The sequence below is a fragment of the Stagnihabitans sp. genome, from assembly GCF_964946895.1.
In genome coordinates, this window is record NZ_CBBQHX010000016.1 from 1 (window position 1) to 21041 (window position 21041).

At 65.4% G+C, this 21041-nt stretch carries 23 protein-coding genes; 14 read left to right on the plus strand and 9 right to left on the minus strand.

Features of this window, described 5'->3' with window-relative positions:
- From AC1Y2B_RS12025 to AC1Y2B_RS12035, 3 genes are all read left to right on the plus strand, one after another.
- Nucleotides 1-441, plus strand: a 441-nt coding sequence (locus AC1Y2B_RS12025; protein WP_482253332.1) for a DUF1800 family protein, incomplete at its 5' end; no start/stop codon positions are given.
- Nucleotides 442-446: 5 nt separating this feature from the next.
- Nucleotides 447-1613 carry a DUF1501 domain-containing protein gene (locus tag AC1Y2B_RS12030; RefSeq protein WP_482253333.1) on the plus strand — a complete coding sequence of 389 codons (1167 nt, stop codon included), beginning with the start codon at nt 447-449 and terminating at the stop codon, nt 1611-1613.
- Between the two features lie 237 nt (nt 1614-1850).
- Entirely contained in the window at nt 1851-2360 is a 510-nt protein-coding gene (locus tag AC1Y2B_RS12035) for a transcriptional regulator (protein ID WP_482253334.1), read from the plus strand.
- On the opposite strand, the gene AC1Y2B_RS12040 is transcribed toward AC1Y2B_RS12035, so the two are convergent.
- Nucleotides 2357-2602 carry a GlsB/YeaQ/YmgE family stress response membrane protein gene (locus AC1Y2B_RS12040; RefSeq protein ID WP_482253335.1) on the minus strand — a complete coding sequence of 82 codons (246 nt, stop codon included), beginning with the start codon at nt 2600-2602 and terminating at the stop codon, nt 2357-2359. The two genes, AC1Y2B_RS12035 and AC1Y2B_RS12040, sit on opposite strands and share 4 nt — an antisense overlap.
- Before the next feature lie 97 nt (nt 2603-2699).
- On the opposite strand from AC1Y2B_RS12040, the gene AC1Y2B_RS12045 reads away from it, so the two are divergent.
- The 4 genes from AC1Y2B_RS12045 (at nt 2700) to AC1Y2B_RS12060 (ending at nt 5817) form a co-directional block, all read left to right on the plus strand.
- A complete protein-coding gene (locus AC1Y2B_RS12045) occupies nt 2700-3056 on the plus strand; it encodes a hypothetical protein (protein WP_482253336.1) in 357 nt (118 codons plus the stop codon).
- Nucleotides 3037-4152 (plus strand): HPP family protein, encoded by a 1116-nt coding sequence (locus AC1Y2B_RS12050; protein ID WP_482253337.1) that lies wholly within the window; start codon nt 3037-3039, stop codon nt 4150-4152. Before AC1Y2B_RS12045 ends, AC1Y2B_RS12050 begins: the two co-directional genes overlap by 20 nt.
- 12 nt (nt 4153-4164) lie before the next feature.
- Nucleotides 4165-4599 carry a GAF domain-containing protein gene (locus AC1Y2B_RS12055; RefSeq protein WP_482253338.1) on the plus strand — a complete coding sequence of 145 codons (435 nt, stop codon included), beginning with the start codon at nt 4165-4167 and terminating at the stop codon, nt 4597-4599.
- Nucleotides 4600-4710: 111 nt separating this feature from the next.
- Complete coding sequence (locus tag AC1Y2B_RS12060) at nt 4711-5817, plus strand: TRAP transporter substrate-binding protein (RefSeq protein WP_482253339.1); 1107 nt, start codon at nt 4711-4713, stop codon at nt 5815-5817.
- Nucleotides 5818-6038: 221 nt separating this feature from the next.
- On the opposite strand, the gene AC1Y2B_RS12065 is transcribed toward AC1Y2B_RS12060, so the two are convergent.
- The 3 genes from AC1Y2B_RS12065 to AC1Y2B_RS12075 are packed head-to-tail and all read right to left on the minus strand — an operon-like array spanning nt 6039 to nt 9524.
- Nucleotides 6039-7709, minus strand: a complete 1671-nt coding sequence (locus AC1Y2B_RS12065; RefSeq protein WP_482253340.1) for a TRAP transporter large permease — start codon at nt 7707-7709, stop codon at nt 6039-6041.
- The gene (locus AC1Y2B_RS12070) at nt 7706-8293 is read right to left on the minus strand and encodes a TRAP transporter small permease subunit (protein WP_482253341.1); all 588 of its coding nucleotides are present in this window, start codon (nt 8291-8293) and stop codon (nt 7706-7708) included. Before AC1Y2B_RS12070 ends, AC1Y2B_RS12065 begins: the two co-directional genes overlap by 4 nt.
- A gap of 55 nt (nt 8294-8348) precedes the next feature.
- Nucleotides 8349-9524 (minus strand): aminotransferase class V-fold PLP-dependent enzyme, encoded by a 1176-nt coding sequence (locus tag AC1Y2B_RS12075; RefSeq protein ID WP_482253342.1) that lies wholly within the window; start codon nt 9522-9524, stop codon nt 8349-8351.
- Nucleotides 9525-9735: 211 nt separating this feature from the next.
- Here AC1Y2B_RS12075 and AC1Y2B_RS12080 point away from each other — a divergent pair, with 211 nt between their 5' ends.
- Both AC1Y2B_RS12080 and AC1Y2B_RS12085 read left to right on the plus strand, forming a co-directional pair.
- Nucleotides 9736-10671: a DnaJ C-terminal domain-containing protein gene (locus AC1Y2B_RS12080; protein ID WP_482253343.1), complete on the plus strand. Its 936-nt coding sequence runs from the start codon at nt 9736-9738 to the stop codon at nt 10669-10671.
- The gene (locus tag AC1Y2B_RS12085) at nt 10668-11015 is read left to right on the plus strand and encodes a hypothetical protein (protein ID WP_482253344.1); all 348 of its coding nucleotides are present in this window, start codon (nt 10668-10670) and stop codon (nt 11013-11015) included. Before AC1Y2B_RS12080 ends, AC1Y2B_RS12085 begins: the two co-directional genes overlap by 4 nt.
- Nucleotides 11016-11042: 27 nt before the next feature.
- On the opposite strand, the gene AC1Y2B_RS12090 is transcribed toward AC1Y2B_RS12085, so the two are convergent.
- On the minus strand, nt 11043-11912 hold the full coding sequence (locus AC1Y2B_RS12090; protein ID WP_482253345.1) for a glycosyltransferase family protein: 870 nt from the start codon (nt 11910-11912) through the stop codon (nt 11043-11045).
- Between the two features lie 125 nt (nt 11913-12037).
- On the opposite strand from AC1Y2B_RS12090, the gene miaB reads away from it, so the two are divergent.
- The 4 genes from miaB to AC1Y2B_RS12110 all read left to right on the plus strand — a co-directional run bounded on the left by miaB (nt 12038) and on the right by AC1Y2B_RS12110 (nt 15812).
- Nucleotides 12038-13348, plus strand: a complete 1311-nt coding sequence (miaB, locus tag AC1Y2B_RS12095) for a tRNA (N6-isopentenyl adenosine(37)-C2)-methylthiotransferase MiaB (RefSeq protein WP_482253346.1) — start codon at nt 12038-12040, stop codon at nt 13346-13348.
- Nucleotides 13349-13621: 273 nt separating this feature from the next.
- Nucleotides 13622-14215, plus strand: coding sequence for an OmpA family protein (locus AC1Y2B_RS12100; protein ID WP_482253347.1), 594 nt, complete (start codon nt 13622-13624; stop codon nt 14213-14215).
- Entirely contained in the window at nt 14215-14562 is a 348-nt protein-coding gene (locus AC1Y2B_RS12105; protein WP_482253348.1) for a hypothetical protein, read from the plus strand. The genes AC1Y2B_RS12100 and AC1Y2B_RS12105 overlap by 1 nt, the downstream gene beginning before the upstream one ends.
- 230 nt (nt 14563-14792) lie before the next feature.
- Entirely contained in the window at nt 14793-15812 is a 1020-nt protein-coding gene (locus AC1Y2B_RS12110) for a PhoH family protein (protein ID WP_482253349.1), read from the plus strand.
- Here AC1Y2B_RS12110 and AC1Y2B_RS12115 read toward each other — a convergent pair.
- On the minus strand, nt 15782-17677 hold the full coding sequence (locus tag AC1Y2B_RS12115) for a glycosyltransferase family protein (protein WP_482253350.1): 1896 nt from the start codon (nt 17675-17677) through the stop codon (nt 15782-15784). The genes AC1Y2B_RS12110 and AC1Y2B_RS12115 overlap by 31 nt on opposite strands.
- Nucleotides 17678-17825: 148 nt before the next feature.
- A complete protein-coding gene (locus tag AC1Y2B_RS12120) occupies nt 17826-18425 on the minus strand; it encodes a (d)CMP kinase (protein ID WP_482253351.1) in 600 nt (199 codons plus the stop codon).
- Nucleotides 18426-18537: 112 nt separating this feature from the next.
- Between AC1Y2B_RS12120 and AC1Y2B_RS12125 the strand changes: the two genes are divergently transcribed.
- The gene (locus AC1Y2B_RS12125) at nt 18538-18924 is read left to right on the plus strand and encodes a VOC family protein (RefSeq protein WP_482253421.1); all 387 of its coding nucleotides are present in this window, start codon (nt 18538-18540) and stop codon (nt 18922-18924) included.
- A 43-nt stretch (nt 18925-18967) separates the two neighbouring features.
- On the opposite strand, the gene AC1Y2B_RS12130 is transcribed toward AC1Y2B_RS12125, so the two are convergent.
- The gene (locus tag AC1Y2B_RS12130; RefSeq protein ID WP_482253352.1) at nt 18968-19444 is read right to left on the minus strand and encodes a hypothetical protein; all 477 of its coding nucleotides are present in this window, start codon (nt 19442-19444) and stop codon (nt 18968-18970) included.
- Nucleotides 19445-19516: 72 nt separating this feature from the next.
- Nucleotides 19517-20863, minus strand: coding sequence for a 3-phosphoshikimate 1-carboxyvinyltransferase (gene aroA / locus AC1Y2B_RS12135; protein ID WP_482253353.1), 1347 nt, complete (start codon nt 20861-20863; stop codon nt 19517-19519).
- Nucleotides 20864-21041 lie beyond the last annotated feature (178 nt).

Here is a 21041-nt window from a genome sequence, read left to right on the forward strand (position 1 = left end):
TACAGGACCCTGCTGCAGCATCCATCTGCCGCAGATCCCAACCGCCAGAAGGTGCGCACACCGCAGGAATATGCGGTGGCGTCGCTGCGTCTGATGGGGATGGACGGGATGGAGACCGACATGCTCGGCTTCAACAAGCAGACGATGAATGTTCGGGACTATCTGACCAAGATGGGGCAGGAGCCCTTCAAGCCGCTGCGGCCCGATGGTTGGCCCGAAATCGCGGCGGGCTGGATGACTCCGCCGATGATCGCCTCGCGCATTGACTGGGCCGTTGATCTGGCGCGCGCCACCGGCGCCCGGGTGGACCCTTCGGCCGTGACCGATTTCGCCCTGGGGGATATGGCGACGCCGCTTTTGCGCCGCGCCGTCGCCGGGGCAGAGCAACGCTGGGAGGGATTGGCCGTGCTGATCGCCTCGCCCGAATTCAGCCGGAGGTAAGACAGATGCGTGATTTGCTCCTTTCCCGCCGTGCCTTTCTGATTGGCTGTTCGGTGGCAGCCTCGCCCTTGCTGACGCCGGTGACCTTTGCTGCCGCACCGGGCGACAACCGGCTGGTGGTGATCATCCTGCGCGGCGCCATGGATGGGCTGGATGTGGTGCGCCCGACCGGTGACCCTGATTTCGCCGCCCTGCGCCCGACGCTGGCGGCGACGACCGGGCCGGCGCTGACCGATTTCTTCACGCTGCACCCGGCGGCCGCGGATCTGATGCCGCTGTGGCAGGCCAAGGAGCTTGCCTTCGCCCATGCGGTGGCCACGCCCTATCGGCAAGGCCGCAGCCACTTTGTCGGGCAGGACGCGCTGGAAAATGGCTCGGGTGGCGAGGATGGCGGTCTGACCCCGGGCCACGACGGCTGGCTGAACCGCGCGCTGTTCCTGATGCCCGGCGCCACCTCTGAGACAGCCGTGTCGGTCGGGGAACAGCGCTTGCTGGTTCTGGATGGTGCCCATGAGACGGATCACTGGTTTCCCGTCAACGTCAGCCCCCTGTCGCAGCAGGCGCAGGACCTGCTGACCGCGGTGAACGCGGCGGACCCCCTGTTCGCGCAGCCCTTCACCGAAGCGCAACACCTGACCAACTCGATGACTGGCGAGCAGGCACCGAAGGGCAACAATCTGGGCTATGATCAATTGGGCAGCTACGTGGCCGAGCGGTTGATGGGGCCGTCGCGCATCGCCAGCTTCTCATTCGGCGGTTGGGACACCCACCACCAGCAGGCCCACCTGATGGGGACGCAGTTGAACAACCTGTCCGCCGTCCTGCTGGCGATGAAGGCCGGTCTGGGCAAGGCCTGGAGCACCACGCTGGTGGTGGCGATGACCGAATTCGGCCGCACCGCGCGCGAGAATGGCACGGGCGGCACCGATCACGGCACCGGAGGTCTGGCCGTTCTGGCGGGCGGTGCGCTGAAGGGCGGGCAAATCTTCGGCCAGTGGCCCGGCCTTGCCGATGGTAAGCTGTTGTCCCAGCGCGATTTGCTGCCGACCGGCGATGTGCGCGCCTATCCGGCCTGGGCCCTGCGCGCCATGTTCGGCGTCGAGGCGGCGGGACTGCAATCGACCGTCTTCCCCAACCTTGACCTTGGCACCGATCCGGGCCTCCTGTTGTAAGAAAGTTGAGCGCTTTCAGCGCATTGCCTTGATCTCGCCTCTGGCGTGCCGCCAACCGGCTCGGGCGGCGCTCTGCGGGGAGTATTTGGGTAAAGAGCAAAGGGCAGCGGCGTCTTGCGCCGTTACCCTGCTGAAAACACCCTATGGAAAGGTTGAAGGGGGCGAAACCCGCCGGCGCACAGGGCCAGTGTGCAGCATCGAACTTGCTATTTCCGAACCCGGGTTTACCTTGGGACCATGGCTCGCCCCAGAACACTTCCAGATTCCGCCGTCTTTTCCGCCATCCTGCGGATGATTGCCGCCGAGGGAGAGAAGGCCGTTGCGTTTTCGTCCGTGGCGCGGGCCACAGGCCTGGCGGGGGCCTCGCTGGTGCAGCGCTATGGGGCCCTGCCCGCGATGGTGGAGGCGGCATTGGCCTGGGGCTGGGATGAACTGGACGCCCTGGCGGAGTCGGTTCAGGCCGAGGTGGTGGCCGCCGACAAAGGGCCGCAGGCGCTGCTGAAGGCCTTGGGTGAACGCGGCAGCGTGCTGCCGATGCCCGCCCTGCTGGCGGCCAGCCTGCGCCACGCCAGCCTGCGCCTGCGTGCCGCCGTCTGGCGGGCGCGGATCGAGGCACTTCTGGCAGCCCATACCCATGATCCCGAGCGTGCCGCCATGCTTTTCGCGTTATGGCAGGGACAGATCCTGTGGGAGGGGACCGGCGCGCGCGGGTTCCGCCTGAAGGACGCCGGAAAACGCTTGGGTTAACGCCGCGCGATGTAGGTTTTCCACAGCCAGATCAGGACCAAAGCCCCCAGCACCGCGCCGACGAAGCCTGCCATCCAGCCGGTCAGCTCGACCAGCGCGCGGATCACCAGACCGCCGATGATGGCCCCGCCGACGCCGACGCCGATGGCGATCGTGGTCGGGATGTCGGTCTGCAGCCGCATCATCCGCGTTGCCAGAAAACCTGCCGCGGCGCCCACGATCAACAGCAATACGAATTCCATCCCAAGCCTCCCTGATCTGCCTTTGATATGGGAAGCTTTGCTGCCGAAGGGAAGTGCCCCCTTGCCAGTTCTGCGCCCATCAGCCATGCCTTGCGCCATGACCCGCACACCTGCCTTCGATGCCTTTCTGGCCCCGCTTGCCCGCCTTGCCACCCGCCACCCCGGGATCGAGGGCGAGGTGCTTTGGGCGGCTGAGGTCGAGGATGGCTGGCAGGTGCAGGATGACGCCGCCGAAATGCTCGACGCCGAGGAAATTCCCTTCTATGTCGAGGGTTTGCTGATGGAGGGCTTCGGTCTTCTGTGGCAGGCCATGGCCGAGGTGGGCGAGACGGCCCCCGATCACGTCCTGCTGATGGTCTGGGAACCGGGCGCAACCCCGCCCCCGGCGCCGGAACCAGCCGAAGGATGGGCCATCCTGTCCACCGGCCGTTGGGATGGCACCGCAAAATCGTGAGGACGACGTGCCGCAACTCGCCAGCCTGATCCTGCCCGCCATGGCCCCCGCCTTGCCCAAGCCGCACCCGCGCGATGCGCTGCGCGGGGCTGCCGGCGTGCTGTTGGGTTTGCTTTTTACCCATGTTGTTCTGTGGCTTACGGGCCGCTTGATCGACCAGCCAGATGCGGGCTTTCTGGCGCATCCCCTGCTGATTGCGCCCTTTGGCGCCTCGGCCGTGCTGATCTTCTGCACGCCTCCCAGCCCCTTGGCCCAGCCTTGGTCGGTGGTTGTGGGCAATGGGCTTGCGGCGGTCTGTGCGGTGGTCGTGCTGCAAATCGGGCTTCCGCCTTTGGTGGCCGTGGCGCTGGCCGCGTTTCTGGCCGTGGCGGGTATGGCCTTTGCCCGCGCCCTGCATCCGCCGGGCGGCGCGGTGGCGGTGGCGACGGTGCTGGCAGCCTCGCCCGAGCATATGCCGGGGCTGGCCTATATCGGGGTGACGGTGCTGCTGGGCTCTGCCCTGCTGGTCGGGTTTGGCGTGCTGTTTCACCGGGCAACGGCGCGGACCTATCCGTTCCGCAGCGCCGCCGCCGCCCCTCCGGCACCCGAATTGCGGTTGGTTCCGCCGCCCCGGGCCTTGGCCCAAGCGCTGGACCGGCTGCGGCTGGGTGAGATTCTGGGCGTGGAGGATCTGGCGCATCTGATTGAAACGGCTGAGGAAACTGCCGTTGACCAATCGGCCGGGCTGAGCGCTGCCGACATCATGACCCCCGAGCCGGTGACCGTCGGACCCGAAGCGGATTGGCGAGCGCTGTCGGCCCTGTTCGTGCAGCACGGTTTTCGCAGTCTGCCGGTGGTCGATGGCCTTGGCCGGGTGATGGGCCTGATCTCGGTTCAGGCGATTTTGCGGCCGGGGGCGCAGGGGTTGACGGGGCGGCATTTGCTGCAGGAGGCCGTCGTGCAGCCGCCTGAGGCGCGTTTGGCGGATTTGCTGCCTCCGCTGGCGCAGGGCCACCAGCCTGCGCTATTGGTGGTGTCCGAGGCGGGCGTGCTGCAGGGGCTGATCACCCGGTCCGATATTGTGGCGGCCCTTGTCCACGCCATGTCCCACCCTTGAACGGAGCGAAACATGTATGACACCTTTGCCAAGCTTCACGCCGATTGCGCTGCCTTGGGCACGCTGTTGTTCACGGTAACCGTGCAGGACGAGGCGGCGGGGCTGGCGCGGCGGTCCTACTCTTCGGATCCGGTTGCCTATCCGGTGTCAGGCACCAAGCCTTTGACGCGGGATGGCTGGTATGATCAGTGCATCGGGGCGCGCAAGGTCTTCGTGGCCAATACCGTGCCCGAGTTCGCCAAGCACTTCTTCGACCATGCGCTGATCACCTCGCTGGGCCTTGGGTCCTGCATCAATATCCCGATCTTTCAAGAGGATGGCCCGGTCTACGGCACCGTCAACCTGCTGGCGGAGGACGGCCATTTCACGCCCGAAAAGCTGGAAGCCTATGCCGGACTGATCGCGCGCGACCATGCCGCGCTGGTGGCGGAGATGGCGCAGATCTGAGCTGTCGGTAAAACTGGACAGGTGAAATCCAAAGTGTAGTCTTTTGTGCAAAAGAGGCGCCCTCGGTGAGGACAGCGCCCGCGCATTTGGCATCATCGCATGGAGGATTGCATGGATCGACGGTCTTTTCTGGGTCAGGCCACGGTGGGTGGCATAGGGGCGGCGGGGGCGGCTTTGCTGGCCGCGCCCGTGGTGGCGCAAACCGCGCCGAAGGTGACGTGGCGCATGACCTCGTCGTTTCCGAAATCGCTGGATACCATCTATGGGGGGGCGGTGACCTTGGCCAATGCGGTGGCCGCGGCGACGGATGGGGCGTTTACCATTCAGGTGTTTGCGGCGGGAGAGCTGGTGCCGGGCCTGCAGGCCGCCGATGCGACGGCGGCGGGAACGGTGGAGGCGTGCCACACCACGACCTACTATTATTGGGGCAAGGACCCGACCTGGGCACTGGCGACGGCGGTGCCGTTCAGCCTGAATGCGCGGCAGATGAATGCCTGGTACTACTATGGCGACGGCATCGCGCTGACCAACGAGTTCTTCAATGCCAATGGCCTGCACGCCTTCCCGGCGGGCAATACCGGCGTGCAGATGGGCGGCTGGTATCGCAAGGAAATCAAGACGCTGGATGACCTGAAGGGTCTGAAGATGCGGATCGGCGGCTTTGGCGGCAAGGTGCTGAGCCCCTTGGGCGTGGTGCCGCAGCAGCTGGCGGCGGGGGATATTTACCCCAGCCTTGAGAAGGGCACGATTGATGCGGCAGAGTTTGTCGGACCCTATGACGACGAAAAGCTGGGCTTCGTGAAGGTGGCGCCGTATTACTATTATCCGGGTTTCTGGGAGGGCGGGCCGACCGTGTCGGCCATGTTCAACAAGGCGGCTTATGATGGTTTGCCAAAGGCTTACCAGTCGATCCTTGCCACGGCCAGTGCTGCGGCGAATGTCGATATGCTGGCGAACTATGATTACAAGAACCCGGCGGCGTTGAAGCGGCTGGTGGCGGCGGGGGCGCAGCTTCGGCCCTTCAGCGCCGAGATCATGTCGGCGGCGTTTGATTCCGCGCAGGCGGTTTACGCCGAGATGTCGGCCAGCAATGCGGCGTTCAAGAAGATCCATGACAGCCAGCAGGCGTTCCTGAAAGACGGCTATCTGTGGGATCAGATCGCAGAGTACAATTATGATACGTTCATGATGATGCAGCAGCAGGCCGGCAAGCTGTAAGCGTTTCCGCCGCGCAAGGGGGGGCCGTTTCCGCGCTGCGGGGGCGGCCTTTTTCATGCGGTTAAGGCGGGGTTGCCACAAGGTGCGCTGTGGCGGGCCTTCTGGGAAGATCGCCGGACAGGCCGCGGTTTTCGGGGCATTCGGCGTGTTGTGACCTGTCGGGTCTTTGTCGGTTTTGCGGAGTGCTTTTGTAGCTACACGCGGGGCTGCGCGCTGAGCCGTCAGGGCGCGGGGATTTTCGGCGGGTTGAGGCCGAAGGACGGTTTGCCAAGGCCGTTCGGTTGCAGTTTGGGCATGGTGATCTGGATCGTGGCGGCATCGACCACCGGGCCCTTGTAGCGCATCACCATGGCGGGGAAGGCGATCACGAGGAAGATCATCGCGACCTGAATGATCACGAAGGGCATGGCCCCCCAGTAGATCTGGCCGGTCGTCACGGGCTCCATCATCCGGCCGGTGACGCGGTCTTTGTAGGGCTGTTTGGGGGCGACGGAGCGCAGGTAGAACAGCGAGAAGCCGAAGGGCGGGTGCATGAAGGAGGTCTGCATGTTCACGCCAAGGATGACGCCGAACCAGATCAGGTCGATGCCCAGCTTCTCGGCTGCCGGGGCGAGGAGGGGGACGAGGATGAAGGCCAGTTCGAAGAAGTCGAGGAAGAAGGCGAGGACGAAGACGAGGGCGGAGACGGCGATCAGGAAGCCAAGCTGGCCGCCGGGAAGCGAGGTGAGCAGGTGCTCCACCCAGATGTGGCCGTTGACGCCGTAGAAGGTCAGCGAGAACACCCGCGCGCCGATCAGGATGAACATGACGAAGGACGACAGGCGGGTGGTGGAGGCCAGCGCCTGTTGCAGGACGGCAAGGGTCAGGCGGCGTTTGAGGGCGGCGAGGAGGAGGGAGCCTACGGCGCCCATGGCGCCGCCCTCGGTGGGTGTTGCGATGCCGAGGAAGATGGTGCCGAGGACGAGGAAGATCAGGGCCAGCGGCGGGATCAGGACGATGATGACCTGGGCTGCAAGGCGGGACATCAGGTTCAGCTTGAGGGCGCGGTCGAGCAGGGCTGCGGCGTAGATGACGAGTGTGGCGATGCTGGCGCCGAGGATGGCGGCGTTGTCGCCTTGGCTGGGGGTGAGGGCGAGGGTGGCGCCGTAGGCCACGGCGGCGCTGAGGGCGAGGGTTGCCAGAAGGGAGGTGACGCCATGGCCAAGGGTGCGCGCCTCTTTCGGCAGGGCGGGGGCCCATGTCGGTTTGATCAGCGTCACCAGCAGGATGTAGAGGGCGTAAAGCCCGGTCAGGACAAGGCCGGGGACGAGGGCGCCCTTGTACATGTCACCGACCGAGCGGCCGAGCTGGTCTGCCAGCACGATCAGCACGAGGGACGGCGGGATGATCTGGGCCAGCGTGCCGGAGGCGGCGATGACGCCTGCGGCAAGGCGTCGGTCGTAGCCATAGCGCAGCATGATGGGCAGCGAGATCAGGCCCATGGCGATGACCGAGGCCGCAACGACCCCGGTGGTGGCGGCGAGGAGGGCGCCGACGAGGATGACGGCATAGGCGAGACCGCCACGGATCGGGCCGAAAAGCTGGCCTACGGTTTCCAGAAGGTCCTCGGCCATGCCGGAGCGTTCCAGCACGATGCCCATGAAGGTGAAGAAGGGGATGGCCAAGAGGGTGTCATTCTGCATGACGCCCCAGAAGCGTTCGGGCAGGGCGTAAAGCAGCGGCCAGTCGAGGTGGATGGCGCCGTCCGACAGGGGGGCGAGGACGACGCCGATCACGAAGAACATCAGGCCATTGGCGGCCAGCGAGAAGGCCACGGGGTAGCCGGCCAAGAGGAAGACGATCAGCGAGGCGAACATGATGGGCGCCATGTTCTGCGCGAAAAGGTCGATCATGGGCGCTCCAACGCCTCGGCCAGTTTTTCGCCTTCAAGTTCGGCGGCCTTGTGGGCGGAGATGAAAGGGGTGGGGTCGGGCATGGCCCCGCGCAGGATGGCGATCTTCTTGAGGAGTTCGCAAGCGCCTTGCAGGGTCAGCAGCACGAAACCGGCCAGCAGCAGGGCTTTGGCGGGCCACAGGATCAGACCACCGGCGTTCGAGGACACCTCGCCGGAGTGGTAGGACAGCAGGACATAGGGGACAAGGTAGGCGTCCATCAGAAGGACGAAGGGCATCAGGAAGAACAGGTGGCCGAGGAGGTCGATCCAGTGTTGGGTGCGGCGGGACAGGGCGCCGTAAAGGATGTCGATGCGGATATGCTCGTTCTGTTTCAGGGTTTGGGCCGAGGCGAGCAGGAAGGCGGCACCGTACAGATACCACTGCAGTTCGAGGAAGGCGTTGGAGGAGACGCTGAACACCTTGCGCACCAGCGCGTTGGCGGCGCTGACAAGGACGGCCACAAGGATCAGCCAGCCGACCGAGCGGCCAATCGCCTCGGTCGCGCGGTCAATGAAATTGGCGAGGACGAGGAATGCCCGCATAATGCCCTCCGTTTGGGTGAGCATGGCGCAGGGGGTGGCTTTGCGTCAACCGGGGTTAAAGGCCCAGTTCGGTGGCTACGGCGTGAAGCAGGAGGTCCAGTTGGGCTTGCGTGGTATAGGCCTGGGCCGAGACGCGGAGGATGCAGTGGGATTTCCACGTGTAGCAGGGGATTTCGATCTGCCAGTGGTCGATCAGGCGGGATTTCAGCGCCTGCGTGTCGCAGGCGGGGATCGGCATGGCTGCCATCATGGGGGCGCAGAATTCGGGTGCGGCCAAGGGCGGCAGGCCGGTCAGGCGGGCCATGCGGCGGGCGGTGTCCTGAACCAGCGCCTGACAGTGGCGGGTGATGGCGTCCCAGTGATGGGCCGCGCGGAAGGCGATGGCGCTGGGCACGGTCAGGAAGGCGGCGGGGTCACGGGTGCCTTGCATTTCAAGGCTGTCGATGAAGGCGGTGGCATGGAAGGGGCCGGGGTCCTGACCCCGCGCGCCGGGGTCCCAGCCGTGGCTGATGACGAGGGGGGTGATCAGGGACTGACAGTCGGGCCGGGCATAGAGGAAGGCCGAGCCTTTCGGGGCCATCAGCCATTTGTGGCAGTTGCCGGCGTAGAAATCAGCCCCCAGCGCATCAAGGTTCAGCGGGATATGGCCCGGGGTGTGGGCGCCGTCGATCAAGGTCCAGATGCCAAGGCTGCGGGCCTTGGCGATGATCTGGGCGATGGGGAAGGTGAGGGCGGTGGCGGAGGTGATGTGAGAGAGGAAAAGGACGCGGGTTCTGGGGGTGATGGCTTGGGTGAGGGTTTGGGTGAAGCTGTCAGCCGAGGTCAGGGGCAGCGGGATGGTGACGGGGACGACCCTGGCCCCGGTTCTGGCGCAGACATGGGCCCAGGTCTTTTCGAGCGCGGCGTATTCGTGGTCGGTCGTCAGGATCTCGTCGCCGGGGTGCAGGGCGAGGGATTGGGCCGCGATGTTGAGGGCGGTGGTGGCGTTGGTCAGGCCTGCGATCGTGTCGGCATGGGTGCCGAGTTCGGCCGCAAGGGCGGCGCGCGCGGCGTGCATGTGCTGCGAGAGGCCGCGCTTGGGGTCAAGGAAGGCGACCGGCTGGCGTTCGAGCTTCAGTTGCCAGTCTTGGTAGGTTTGGAACACGGGCTTGGGGCAGGCGCCGTAGGAGCCGTGGTTGAGGAAGACAACCTCGGGGTCGAGGAGGAACTGGGCGGCGAGGTTGGTGTCCATGTCTCAGGTCTTCGCGACGGGTTTGTGGGCCATGACGGGCGGGGTTCCTTTGCGGGCTGGCTTAGCTTTGCCGCCGGGGCGGTTTGCGGTCAATGGCGGCGGTCAATGGTGGCGGCCGGTGGTGGAAACCGGGCCGGGGTGATATAGGTCAAGGCAGAGCGCGGGGGTTCTGCGCAGGGTGCGCAGAGGTTCACCGATGCCGAGGACTGCCATGACCGATCCCTATGCCGTGCTTGGACTGACCAAGACCGCCACGGCGGCCGAGATCAAGGCGGCGCATCGCAAGCTGGTCAAGATCAGCCATCCCGACCTTAACCCCGACGATCCCAAGGCGGAGGCGAAGTTCAAGGCGATTTCGGCGGCCTATGACCTGCTGAAGGACCCGGCCACGCGGGCGCGCTTTGATGCCGGGGAAATTGACGCCTCGGGGCAGGAAAAGCCGCAGCGGCGCTATTACCGCGATTTTGCCGATCAGCCGGGCAACACCTATCAGCGCGGGCCGCAGGCTGGCGGCGGTGATCCGGCGGATATCTTTGCCGAGATGCTGCGTCAGCGGGGGGGGCGCGGGTTTCCTCCTTTCGGAGAAGAAGGGTTCACCATGCCGGGGCATGACCTGAATTTCGCGCTGGAGGTCGGGTTTCTGGACGCGGTGCATGGCGCCAAGAAGAAGATCAACCTGCCCGATGTCGGTCAGGTGGAGGTGCAGATCCCCAAAGGCGCCACCGATGGCCTGACGCTGCGGCTGCGCGGCAAGGGCATGGCGGGTCCGGGGGGCGGTGCGGCGGGCGATGCGCTGATCACGCTGAGCGTGCTGAGCCATCCAGTGTTCCGGCGCGAGGGGGATGATATCCACGTGGCCTTGCCCATCACGCTGGACGAGGCGGTGCTGGGCGGCAAGGTCAGCGTGCCGACGATTGACGGCACGGTTTCGCTTTCGGTGCCGGCGGGCGCCAGTTCGGGGCGGGTGTTGCGCCTGCGCGGGCGCGGCGTGGCGCGGGCCAAGGCCGAGGCGGGCGATCAGCTGGTGGAGTTGCGCATCGTTGCGCCGCCGGTGGTGGATGACACCCTGCGCAGCTTCATGGAGGGCTGGCGCAAGAGCCATCCCTATGACCCGCGCAAGGGCATGCTGGAGGAGGATCCGTCATGACCGACGTGACCGTGACCGAGTTTTACAGCGAGACCGAAGTGCTGGCGGCGGTGCCACGGCTGACCGCACCGCGCCTGACCCGGTTCGTCGCGGCGCGCATTGTGCTGCCGCTGATCAAGGACGCGCGCCCGGCCTATCGGCGCATCGACCTGGCCCGGATCGAACTGCTGTGTGATCTGGCCGAAGAGTTTGAGCTGGATGACGATGCGCTGGGCCTTGTGATTTCGCTGGTGGATCAGTTGCACGCGGCGCGGCGCGATCTGCGGGCGGTCTGCACGGCGATTGCGGCCGAGGAGCCTGCGGTGCGCGCCCGGGTTGGCGCAAGGCTGGCGGCGGATTTGTAACGGGCGGGTTTGTGACGGGTGGCGGCGCTAAAACCACTGCCCCGGCTCCATCAGGCCAAGGTCCATCAGTTGCTGGCTGTGCCAGGCGAAGGGGACCGAGTTGTGCCAGGCGAAGGTCTGGATCTGAAACTTGGAGCCGGCGTTGCTTTTCAGCGCCTTGGCGGTGCGGAAGCTGACGATGGCGGTGGTGATGTTGTGGTGCCATTTGCAGGCGTAGGTGTTGTATTCCTCGTCCGAGAAGGTGAAATCGGGGCGCAGGGTCAGGCCGGGCTTGGCGCGAAACAGCGCGATGCGGTCGATCTTGCGGCGGGCAGCGGGGACATGCTCTTCAAAGCGCCAGCGCAGGCCGCCGAAGAAATCCAGCTGGCGTTCCTTGGGGTGGTTGTGATGGGCCGGGTCGGGCCGCCCGAGGGCATAGTAGCCCGAGCGGTCCAGATGGGCGCGTTCCAGCGAGACGGCGTTGGGAAACGCCTCAAGATCATCGGCGTAAAGATCCACGACATAGGACAGCAGGGCGTCGCGACGCTCTTCGGTCTGGAAGGCCAGCGCCTCGCGGATGTTGCGGCTTTCGCAGAAGGGGAAGAACAGGTATTCGGCGTTGTAACAGTAGAACAGCCAGATGTCGGGCGCCGCCTCGATCAGGCGGTTGACGGCCTGCATCATGGCCTGTTCGATCAGGGCGTCATAGTCGATGCGGTGGACCTTGGCGTCCAGGTCCGGGTCAAGCGGCACTTCGGGGTCCGTCAGCAGCAAAAGCTGGGGGAAGCCTGCGGCAAGGTGATGGCGCACGGTCGAAGACACCTCGACCGCGTCTTCGGCCATGACCAGCGCCACGGGGCCCTTGGCCAGCGCCGCCTTGCCGGTTTGCAGGAAATCGTCAAGAGAAGCGTAGTGCATGGGTCACCGATCCGGCCTTTGGGCCAAGGTCTAACAGGTGGGGGGATAACGCAAGGTTTCCTTGTCGAAGTTGCCAAGGCGGGTTGCTTGCGGTAAGGGCTTTGGCTTGCCAAGGATGCGCTGACATGTCGGACCCCAAGAAGCTTTTCATCAAGACCTACGGCTGTCAGATGAACGTCTATGACAGCGAGCGGATGGCGGAAGCCATGGCGCCCGAAGGGTATGAGACGACAGAGGTGATGGAAGAGGCCGATCTGGTCCTGCTGAACACCTGCCATATCCGCGAGAAGGCCGGCGAGAAGCTGTATTCCGACCTTGGCCGCATGCGCGGGCTGAAGGTGGCGCGGCCGGATATGAAGATTGGCGTGGCAGGCTGCATCGCGCAGGCCGAGGGGGCCGAGGTGATCCGGCGGATGCCGATGGTGGATCTGGTCGTGGGACCGCAGGCCTATCACCGTTTGCCAGAGCTGGCGCGCGGGCAGGGCCGGATGGTGGACACCGACTTTCCGCTGGAAGACAAGTTCGACCTGTTGCCGGAGCGCAAGGGCCGTCGCGGGCCCACCGCCTTCCTGACCGTGCAAGAGGGCTGCGACAAGTTCTGCGCCTTCTGCGTGGTGCCTTATACCCGCGGCGCCGAGATGAGCCGCCCGGTGGACCGCGTGCTGGACGAGGCGCGCGGTCTGGTGGAGCGGGGCGTGCGGGAGGTGACCCTGCTGGGCCAGAACGTCAACGCCTATCACGGGCTGCGCGCGGGCGCCGATGTCGGGCTGGCGCAGTTGATCGACGCCTTGGCCAAGATCGACGGGTTGGAGCGGATCCGCTATATGACCAGCCATCCCAATGACATGGAAGACGCGCTGATTGCGGCGCATGGGCTACAGCCGAAACTGATGCCCTATCTGCATTTGCCGGTGCAATCGGGATCGGACCGCATTCTGAAGGCGATGAACCGCAAGCATACCGCGGAAAGCTACCTGCGGTTGATCGAGCGGTTCCGTGCGGCGCGGCCGGATATTCTGGTGACCTCGGATTTCATCGTGGGATTTCCGGGTGAAACCGATGCCGACTTCGAGGCGACGCTGGAATTGGTGCGGCAGGTTGGCTATGGCATGGCCTATACCTTCAAATACTCGCCCCGTCCGGGCACGCCCGCCGCAGAGAAGCCGGAATTGCACGCCGAGGTGACCGATGCCCGCCTGCATGACCTGCAGGCGCTGATCACCCGCCAGCAGCGCGCGGCGCAAGAGGCGATGGTGGGGCGGCAGACCACGGTCTTGTACGAAAAGCCGGGGCGGATGCCGGGGCAGATGGTGGGCAAATCCGAACATCTGATGGCCGTGCACGTGGCGCATGAGGGCGCAGCGGTGGGGGATCTGGTGCGGGTGCGGATCACGGCGGCCTCCAGCAATTCGCTGGCGGCGGTGCCGGTGGGCTGATTCTTTTTTCCCTGACAGGGCCGCGTGTTATGCGGCAATCTTGCCAAACCCGCTGCGCGGCCTTTGGCGCGATCTTCCGGTTTTGCCGTGACTTGTTTCCGGGCGATTGCCAATAAGTCCGTCATGCCGGATCTGGTTCCAAAGCGGCAACGGCGTTTTTGGGGAAAACGCGCTTACTTTGATTCTTCTTTACTTGTTTCCGGTGCAGGGGCAATTCTTTGTGAAGTCCCGGCATTTGGTACGGGCTTTTGACATTCAGAGGAGGCCTTGGCTTTGGAACATATTTCCAGCGCTTTGAGGATGGCGATCGGGGCGGGGGCTTTGGCAGCCGGGGTTTTCGGCGCAACTCTTGCGTTTGCGCAGACGCCCGTGGTGCAGCCGCCGCCGCAGATTGCGGGCAAGATCGTCTGGGGGCTGTGGGTTGACGATGACGGCTGCATGCATTGGTGGGCGGATGGCGGGCTGGAAGGCTATATGCTGGACCGCGTCGATCCCAAGACCGGCAAGCCGGTCTGTCTGGCCAAGAACACCTGCCTGACCGAAAACACCGACCAGCTTTTCGCCACGGACTCGGCCCAGTTGACGGGCGAGGGACGGCGGCGGCTGACGGCGTTCTTCCAGAACGCGGGGGCCTTCGGCTATGCCATCTATGGCCATACCGACAGCCGCGCCTCGGATGAATACAACATGGGCCTGTCGCAGCGCCGCGCGAAATCGGTGGCGGATGTCGCCCGCTCGGTCGGGGCGGTGGTGGAACGCGAGATCGGCTATGGCGAGCGCCAGCCGATTGCCACCAATGCCACGGCCGAAGGCATGCAGAAGAACCGTCGGGTTGAAGTGGTCTGCTACACGTGGGGGAATAACTGATGCGCCTCGTTCACCTTACGGCCTTGCTGGCCTTTGCCGCGCTGACCGCTTGCGAAGGCACCGCCGGGCTGGTGCCTTATCACCAAAGCCCCGACACGGTGATCGCCTCCAACCACGACACCGGGATTGACGCCGGCCCCTTGACCGACGGGCAGGCGGCGATTGCCTATGACCCGGATGGCTGTCAGGGCTGGATCATGGATGACGGGGTCGAGGGCTATTCCGGCCGCCGGTATGATCCGAAATCGGGTCTGCCGGTGTGCAACAACCTGTATCCGCCGGGCACGGTGCTGGGCGATTACCGCGCCCACAACCACACGTTCCCCGACTGGGTTCCAACGCACTGATCCTGCCAAACGCAAGATATGGGGGTCGCAGCCTGCTGCGGCCCCTTTGATATTGCGCCAGCACCTGCCGCTTTTGTCATCGCCGTGTCACATCCTTCAGCAACTGTGATCGCGGGGGCCAAATCCGCACTGGACAGTTCGGCCCGCTGGCTCCACACTTTGGGCAAGGCCCCACGTGTTGCGTATGACCTGACAGCTTCGACTGACTCTAGCACCAGAAGGAGAGCCCATTGGGCATCAGTGCGCTGACCCCCCCGACCCGTCCGGAAGACATGGTGGAAACACTGATGGAATTCCCCGACAATCGCCTGTTGATCGAGCTGTGCGGTGAATTTGACCGCAACCTTGCGCAAGTGGAGCACCAGACCGGGGTTCATGTGCTGCGCCGGGGCAACAGGCTGGCGGTGATCGGCGACAGGTCCGCCCGCGAACAGGCCGCCGCCGTGCTGCGCGGGCTTTACGCGCGGCTGGAGGCGGGCAAGCATGTGACGGCGGGCGACATCGACGGCTCGATCCGCATGGGACGCCCGGCGAGCGAGGCGCCGAAGTCCTTGGGCGACCAGATCGAGATGTTCCAGACCGGGGCGATGGAACTGCGCACCCGCAAGAAGGGTGTCGAGGCGCGGACCGAGGCGCAGAAGGCCTATGTCGCCAATCTGTTCAGCCATGAGATGGGCTTTGGCATCGGGCCTGCGGGCACCGGCAAGACTTATCTGGCGGTCGCGGTGGGGGTGACGATGTTCATCTCGGGCGCTGTCGAAAAGATCATCCTGTCGCGGCCTGCGGTGGAAGCGGGCGAGCGGCTGGGCTTTCTGCCCGGCGACATGAAGGAGAAGATCGACCCCTACATGCAGCCGCTGTACGACGCGTTGAACGATTTCCTGCCCGCCAAGCAGCTGGAAAAGATGATGGCGGAAAAGCGGATCGAGATTGCGCCCTTGGCCTTCATGCGCGGCCGGACCCTGTCGAACGCTTTCGTGGTGCTGGACGAGGCGCAGAACGCCACATCCATGCAGATGAAGATGTTCCTGACCCGGTTGGGCGAGGGCAGCCGGATGGTGATCACCGGCGACCGCACGCAGATTGACTTGCCGCGGGGCACCTCGTCAGGTTTGGCAGAGGCGGAGCGCATCCTGAAGGGTGTGAAGGGCGTCAGCTTCAACTACTTCACGTCGAAGGACGTGGTGCGCCACCCGCTGGTGGGCCGCATCATCGAGGCCTATGAGGCGGACGAGGCCAAGGGGGGCTGAGGCCCCCCGCTTTTCACCGGCTTGGGATCGGCAGCGAACTGGGTTTCCCAGAAGCTTTCGCTGGTCAGATCGGCGAAGCCCGCGCGCCATTTCGCCTTGAATGTCCGGTAGCCCAAGGTCAGCCGCGCCACGTTGACAAGGCTGCGCAGACCCAGCCGCAGCATGGCGGGCTTGTTGTGCTGCACGGTCATGATCTGTTTGGTCTGCGCGTCAATGTAGCTGATCCGGGCCGCGCCCCAGGCCAGCCGCATGTCGCCGCGCTGGTTGCGGCGCAGGACCTGATGGTTGCCGTATCGGCGGAAGCCCGGCAGAAGCAGACCGTTCAGCATCAGCTTCATGAAGACCCGTGCGGTGCGTGAATGCGGATCGAAGCGGATTTCGGGCTTGGGCGGCTCGCCCTCCAGCGGGCGCCAGAGTTCATGCTGGCGCAGGCTGGTGATCTTGGCGCGGCGTTCGGACATGTCGGCATTGGCGGCGAAGAAGGCCGGGCCGCGCATGACGTCTTCCATCGCCATGTTCAGCGTCAACAGCGTGTCCATGTGAATCTGGACCATGGCGCGCACGAGGAAGAAGGCCGGGATCGAGGCGAACTTGCGCAGGCTGAGTTCCAGCTTGGGCAGGGTCAAATGTTGGATAAGGTGATTTCGCAGGTCCAGATACAGCGTCAGAGAGCTTTCCTTGTCGGAAAAATCCTGGTCCTGAAAGCTGACGACGCCGGGCAGGGTGACAAAGGAGAAGTCATTGGCCAGCGAGAAGTTGATGTCATCGCCGCGCACGAAGAAGGGGAAGGGCCAGTGGGCGGCATGGTCCAGCGCGAAGGCGAAGAACCAGAAGCCACCATAATAGTCACGCGGCAGCGGGTGGGCCGAGTGAAACTCCATATGCATGGCAGAGGGCAGGTGGGTCAGGTCCAGATCGCGGAAGAAGGACCGGCAGGTCTGGTGAAAGACCGCACCGCTTTCCCAGACGCGGGTTGGGGCGGCGGCTTGGGTCAGGCCGCCGATGATCGTGGTGGCGGTGTCGGTGGCATAGGCCAGCATCGCCCAGACCCGCTCGATCGCCAGCATGTCAACCGAGGCGTCATCGTCCATGAACAGCGCGTGGCTGGCCCCCATCCGACGCGCCTCGCGCAGGCAGCGGGCAAACCCGCCCGAGCCGCCAAGGTTGCGGTTGGGCACGAGGGTGACGTTGGCCGAGGGCGGCAGCGTGACGGTCTGGCCATTGTCGACCACGACCATGTGCAGGCGGTCGCCGTGCGGCCATTGGGTGGCAAAGCTTTGGAACTTGGCCACGGTGGATTGCACCGCCGCCTCGCGCTTGAAGGTGGTGATGCCCAGCACGATCCTGGGGTCGCGCAGCGGGGGCTGCCGGGTCTGCCACGCAGCACCGGTCAGCGCGGCCTCGCCCCGGGCGATCAGGCTGAAGACCAGCACGGCGTCCTTGCAGGCCGACAGACCGGCGCTTAGGTCGATCATCGCGCTGCCGTCATCCTCGAATTCGACGATGCCCGTCAGGAAATCCCAGGCGCCGTGCAGGGTGACGCAGGCGATGGTCAGCTTGAAGACGCCCCGCCCCTCCAGCCGCAGCCAAAGGTCGGTCAGGCCGCAGCGGTCTTGCCATTTGGGCAGCGGGAACAGGTTGAAGGCGGTGTCAAAGCTGGCCTCTCCGCCATCGGCAAAGCTGATCGCGTGGTGGTCGGCCGACAGGGCCGCCCGGCCATGCAGGCGCAGCGCCACGGCGATATCGGTGCAGAGGTCGAAGTTGGGCCACATCAAGGTCTGCAACGTGGTGAAACCGGGTTCGGGCGTTTCTTCAACCACTGCCACGTCAGTCTCGGTTCCGAATGTTGCATGCAAAGCTGGCATTATCCTATCCGTCGGGGTCTGAAAATTGCAAGCTCGGGGTCAGCCGCCAAGCTGTCTGGCAACCAGATAATGTCCGGCCGCACCGACGACAGCGAATGGAGTTTCCCCGTGCCCCGTGGATCCGGAGTGCAGGGTTTCCTGGCAGCGGTCAATCCCCCGCGCCGTCACGTCTGCGGGAGGTGACCGTGGCGATGGCCTGCGCCACGGCCTGGTCGATGGTCATGGTCGAGGTGTCCAGAACCACGGCATCGGCGGCGGGCTTCAGGGGGGCTTCGGCGCGGTTCATGTCGCGGTCGTCGCGCTCGCGCACTTCGGCCAGAACCCGGGTGGCGTCGCCCCCCACCTCCAGCCAGCGGCGGTGGGCGCGGACCTCGGCAGAGGCGGTGACGTACAGCTTCACCTCGGCCTGCGGGCAGATCACAGTGCCGATGTCGCGGCCGTCCAGCACCGCCCCCCCGGCGCGGCGGGCAAAGTCACGCTGAAACGCGGTCAGGGCGGCGCGGACGGCGGGGATCACCGCGACATGGCTGGCGGCTTTGCCGGCCTCAAGGCTGCGCAGGTCGGGGCGGGCGAGGTCTGCGGGCGTCAGGGTTTGCGCGGCCAGCACCGGATCGCCGCCCTTGGCACCCACGGCACGGTACAACAGGCCGGTGTCCAGATGGGCAAAGCCGAAATGATCCGCCAGCGCCCGGCTGATCGTGCCCTTGCCCGCCGCCGCCGGCCCGTCAATCGCAACTGTGAAAATCATGGTCGCCCTTTCCGTTTGCGGCCTTCTCCCCTAGCCTTGGCCCGGTGTCAAACAGGAGGCGACGATGGGGCTTGGATCTCGGCCAAAATCATGGAATCCACTGGTGGCCGAGATGATGGTGCAGGATTTTGCGGCATCCAGCGGCTGGTGGACCGGGATGCTGGGGTTTGCGCCCCTGTTCCAGCGCCCGGCGCAAAAGCTGGCGATGCTGCAGCACCCGGATGGCGCGCAGGTGATGATCTATCAGCGCGACGGCGACTGGGAGACCGGCGCGATGGAGGCCCCCTTTGGCCGCGGCGCGGTGCTGCAGGTCTTTGTGGCGGATGTCACCGCAGCCCATGCCGTCTTTGCCGAGGCGGGGCATCCGTTCTATGTGGCGCTGCGCGAGAAGTGGCGCGACTGGGGCGATTGCCTGGGCGGCCAGCGCGAGTTTCTGGTACAGGACCCGGACGGCTATCTGGTCATGGTGGCCCAGCATATCGGCACCAAAGCCCTGTGACGCCAAAGCCCTGTGACGCCAAAGCCCCCAGATGGGCGTCGCCTCAGCGCCGCCGTCCGTGCCACAGGCCATACAGCGCCACCAGCGCCGCCACGGCCAAGGCCGCGAACTTTGCCTGCGTGAAGCCCGAGGCCAGCGCCACCGCCCCCGCCTCGACATCAACCCCAGCGCGCAGCAGGCGGGCGACGGCGATATTCTCGGCCAGATCGAACAGGCCATAGGCCAGCGCAGGCAGAAACCACAGCGAGCCAAGGCGGCGCAGCGGCAGGCACAGCGTGGCCGTCAACAGGATGGGGATCACCGTGTCGTTCAGCCGGATCGGCCCAAGGTAGAGCGCGGTCCCCTCGGGCGTCAGGGCGGACAGATAGGCCTTGGCCTCGGCCAGGGTATAGCCCTGCGGGCGCAGGTCAAAGGGAATGGCACCGCCGCTTTGGGCCGACAGGTGCGGCGCGAAATAGCCCAACAGCACGCCATAGGCGGCCACGACGGCCAATGGCAGGGCCCAGGTCACGGTCTTCATGCAGGTCCCCTTGAATGCTGGCCCATCGCATCACGCTACGGGCCTTGCGTCAATGCCGCAGATCCCGACCGCTCAGCCCTGCGACAGGGTCGCGCCCAGACCCGTCATCAGCCCCTCAAAGATCGGGAACGAGGTGACGATGGGCGAGGCGTCATCGACCGAGATCGGCTTCCGGCTGGCCATGCCCGCGACAAGGAAGGACATGGCGATGCGGTGGTCGATATGGGTCTTGGCGGTGGCACCACCCGGCATGCCGCCGGGACCCATGCCGTGGACGATCAAGGTATCCTCGTCTTCTTCAACCTTGACGCCGCAGGCCTCCAGCCCGCGCGCCATGGCGTCGATCCGGTCGGATTCCTTGACCCGCAGCTCTTTGACACCGCGCATCACGGTCTTGCCGGTGGCGAAAGCGGCGACGACGGACAGGATCGGGTATTCGTCGATCATCGAAGGCGCGCGTTCGGGTGGCACCTCGATGCCCGTCATGGCGTCGCTGAAGCGCACGCGCAGATCGGCGACCGGTTCGCCGCCTTCGGTGCGCGGGTTCTGGAATGCGATCTGGGCGCCCATCTCGACCAGCGTGAGGTAAAGGCCATTGCGCGTCAGGTTCTGGCTGACGCCGGGCACCAGAATGTCAGAACCTTCGACGATCAGCGCCGCACAGACCGGGAAAGCGGCCGAGGACGGATCGCGCGGCACGGCCACGGTCTGCGGCCGCAAGCTGGGGCGGCCGATCAGCGTGATGACATTGCCCTCCGCCGCCTTCTCGACATGCAACTGCGCGCCAAAGCCCAGCAGCATCCGTTCGGAATGGTCGCGGGTCGGTTCCTTTTCGATCACGACCGTTTCGCCGCTGGCATTGAGACCGGCCAGAAGGATCGCTGACTTGACCTGCGCCGAGGCGACTTTCAGTGTGTGCCGGATGCCCTTGGCATCAGCGGCGCCCACCACCGTCATCGGCAAGCGCCCACCCTTGCGGCCATAGGCGCGCGTGCCGAATTCCGACAGCGGTTCGGTGACCCGCCCCATCGGCCGCTTGCGCAAGGACGCGTCGCCGGTGAAGGTCGCGGTCAGGGCCGAGGTCGCCATGGTGCCCATGATCAGCCGCACCCCGGTGCCGGAATTGCCGCAGTCGATCACATCGGCCGGCTCCTGAAAGCCGCCGACGCCCACACCCTGAACCGACCAGGCCCCCGGCCCATGCTGCACCACAGTCGCGCCAAAGGCCCGCATCGCCTTGGCGGTGTCCAGCACGTCCTGCCCTTCCAGCAGCCCGGTGATCCTGGTCTCACCCAGCGCCATCGCCCCGAAGATCAACGCCCGATGCGAGATCGACTTGTCGCCCGGCACCTCGGCCACACCCTTCAGCGGGCCGGACTTGTGGGCGGTCATCGGTTGGGCGGTGCCGTGAGCGGACATGGGGCTCTCCTCCTGTTTGCGCCGTCTGATAGCGCAAGCAAGGGCAGGGGTCCATCCTTCGCAGGCCGGTCTGCTGCATCGGGCGCCGGAGGGGTTTCACACCCCTCCGGACCTCCCCGTGGAGTATTTCCAAAGGAGCAAATGAAAGAGGCGCGCCCTTGCATTTGCGCCTTGCCAA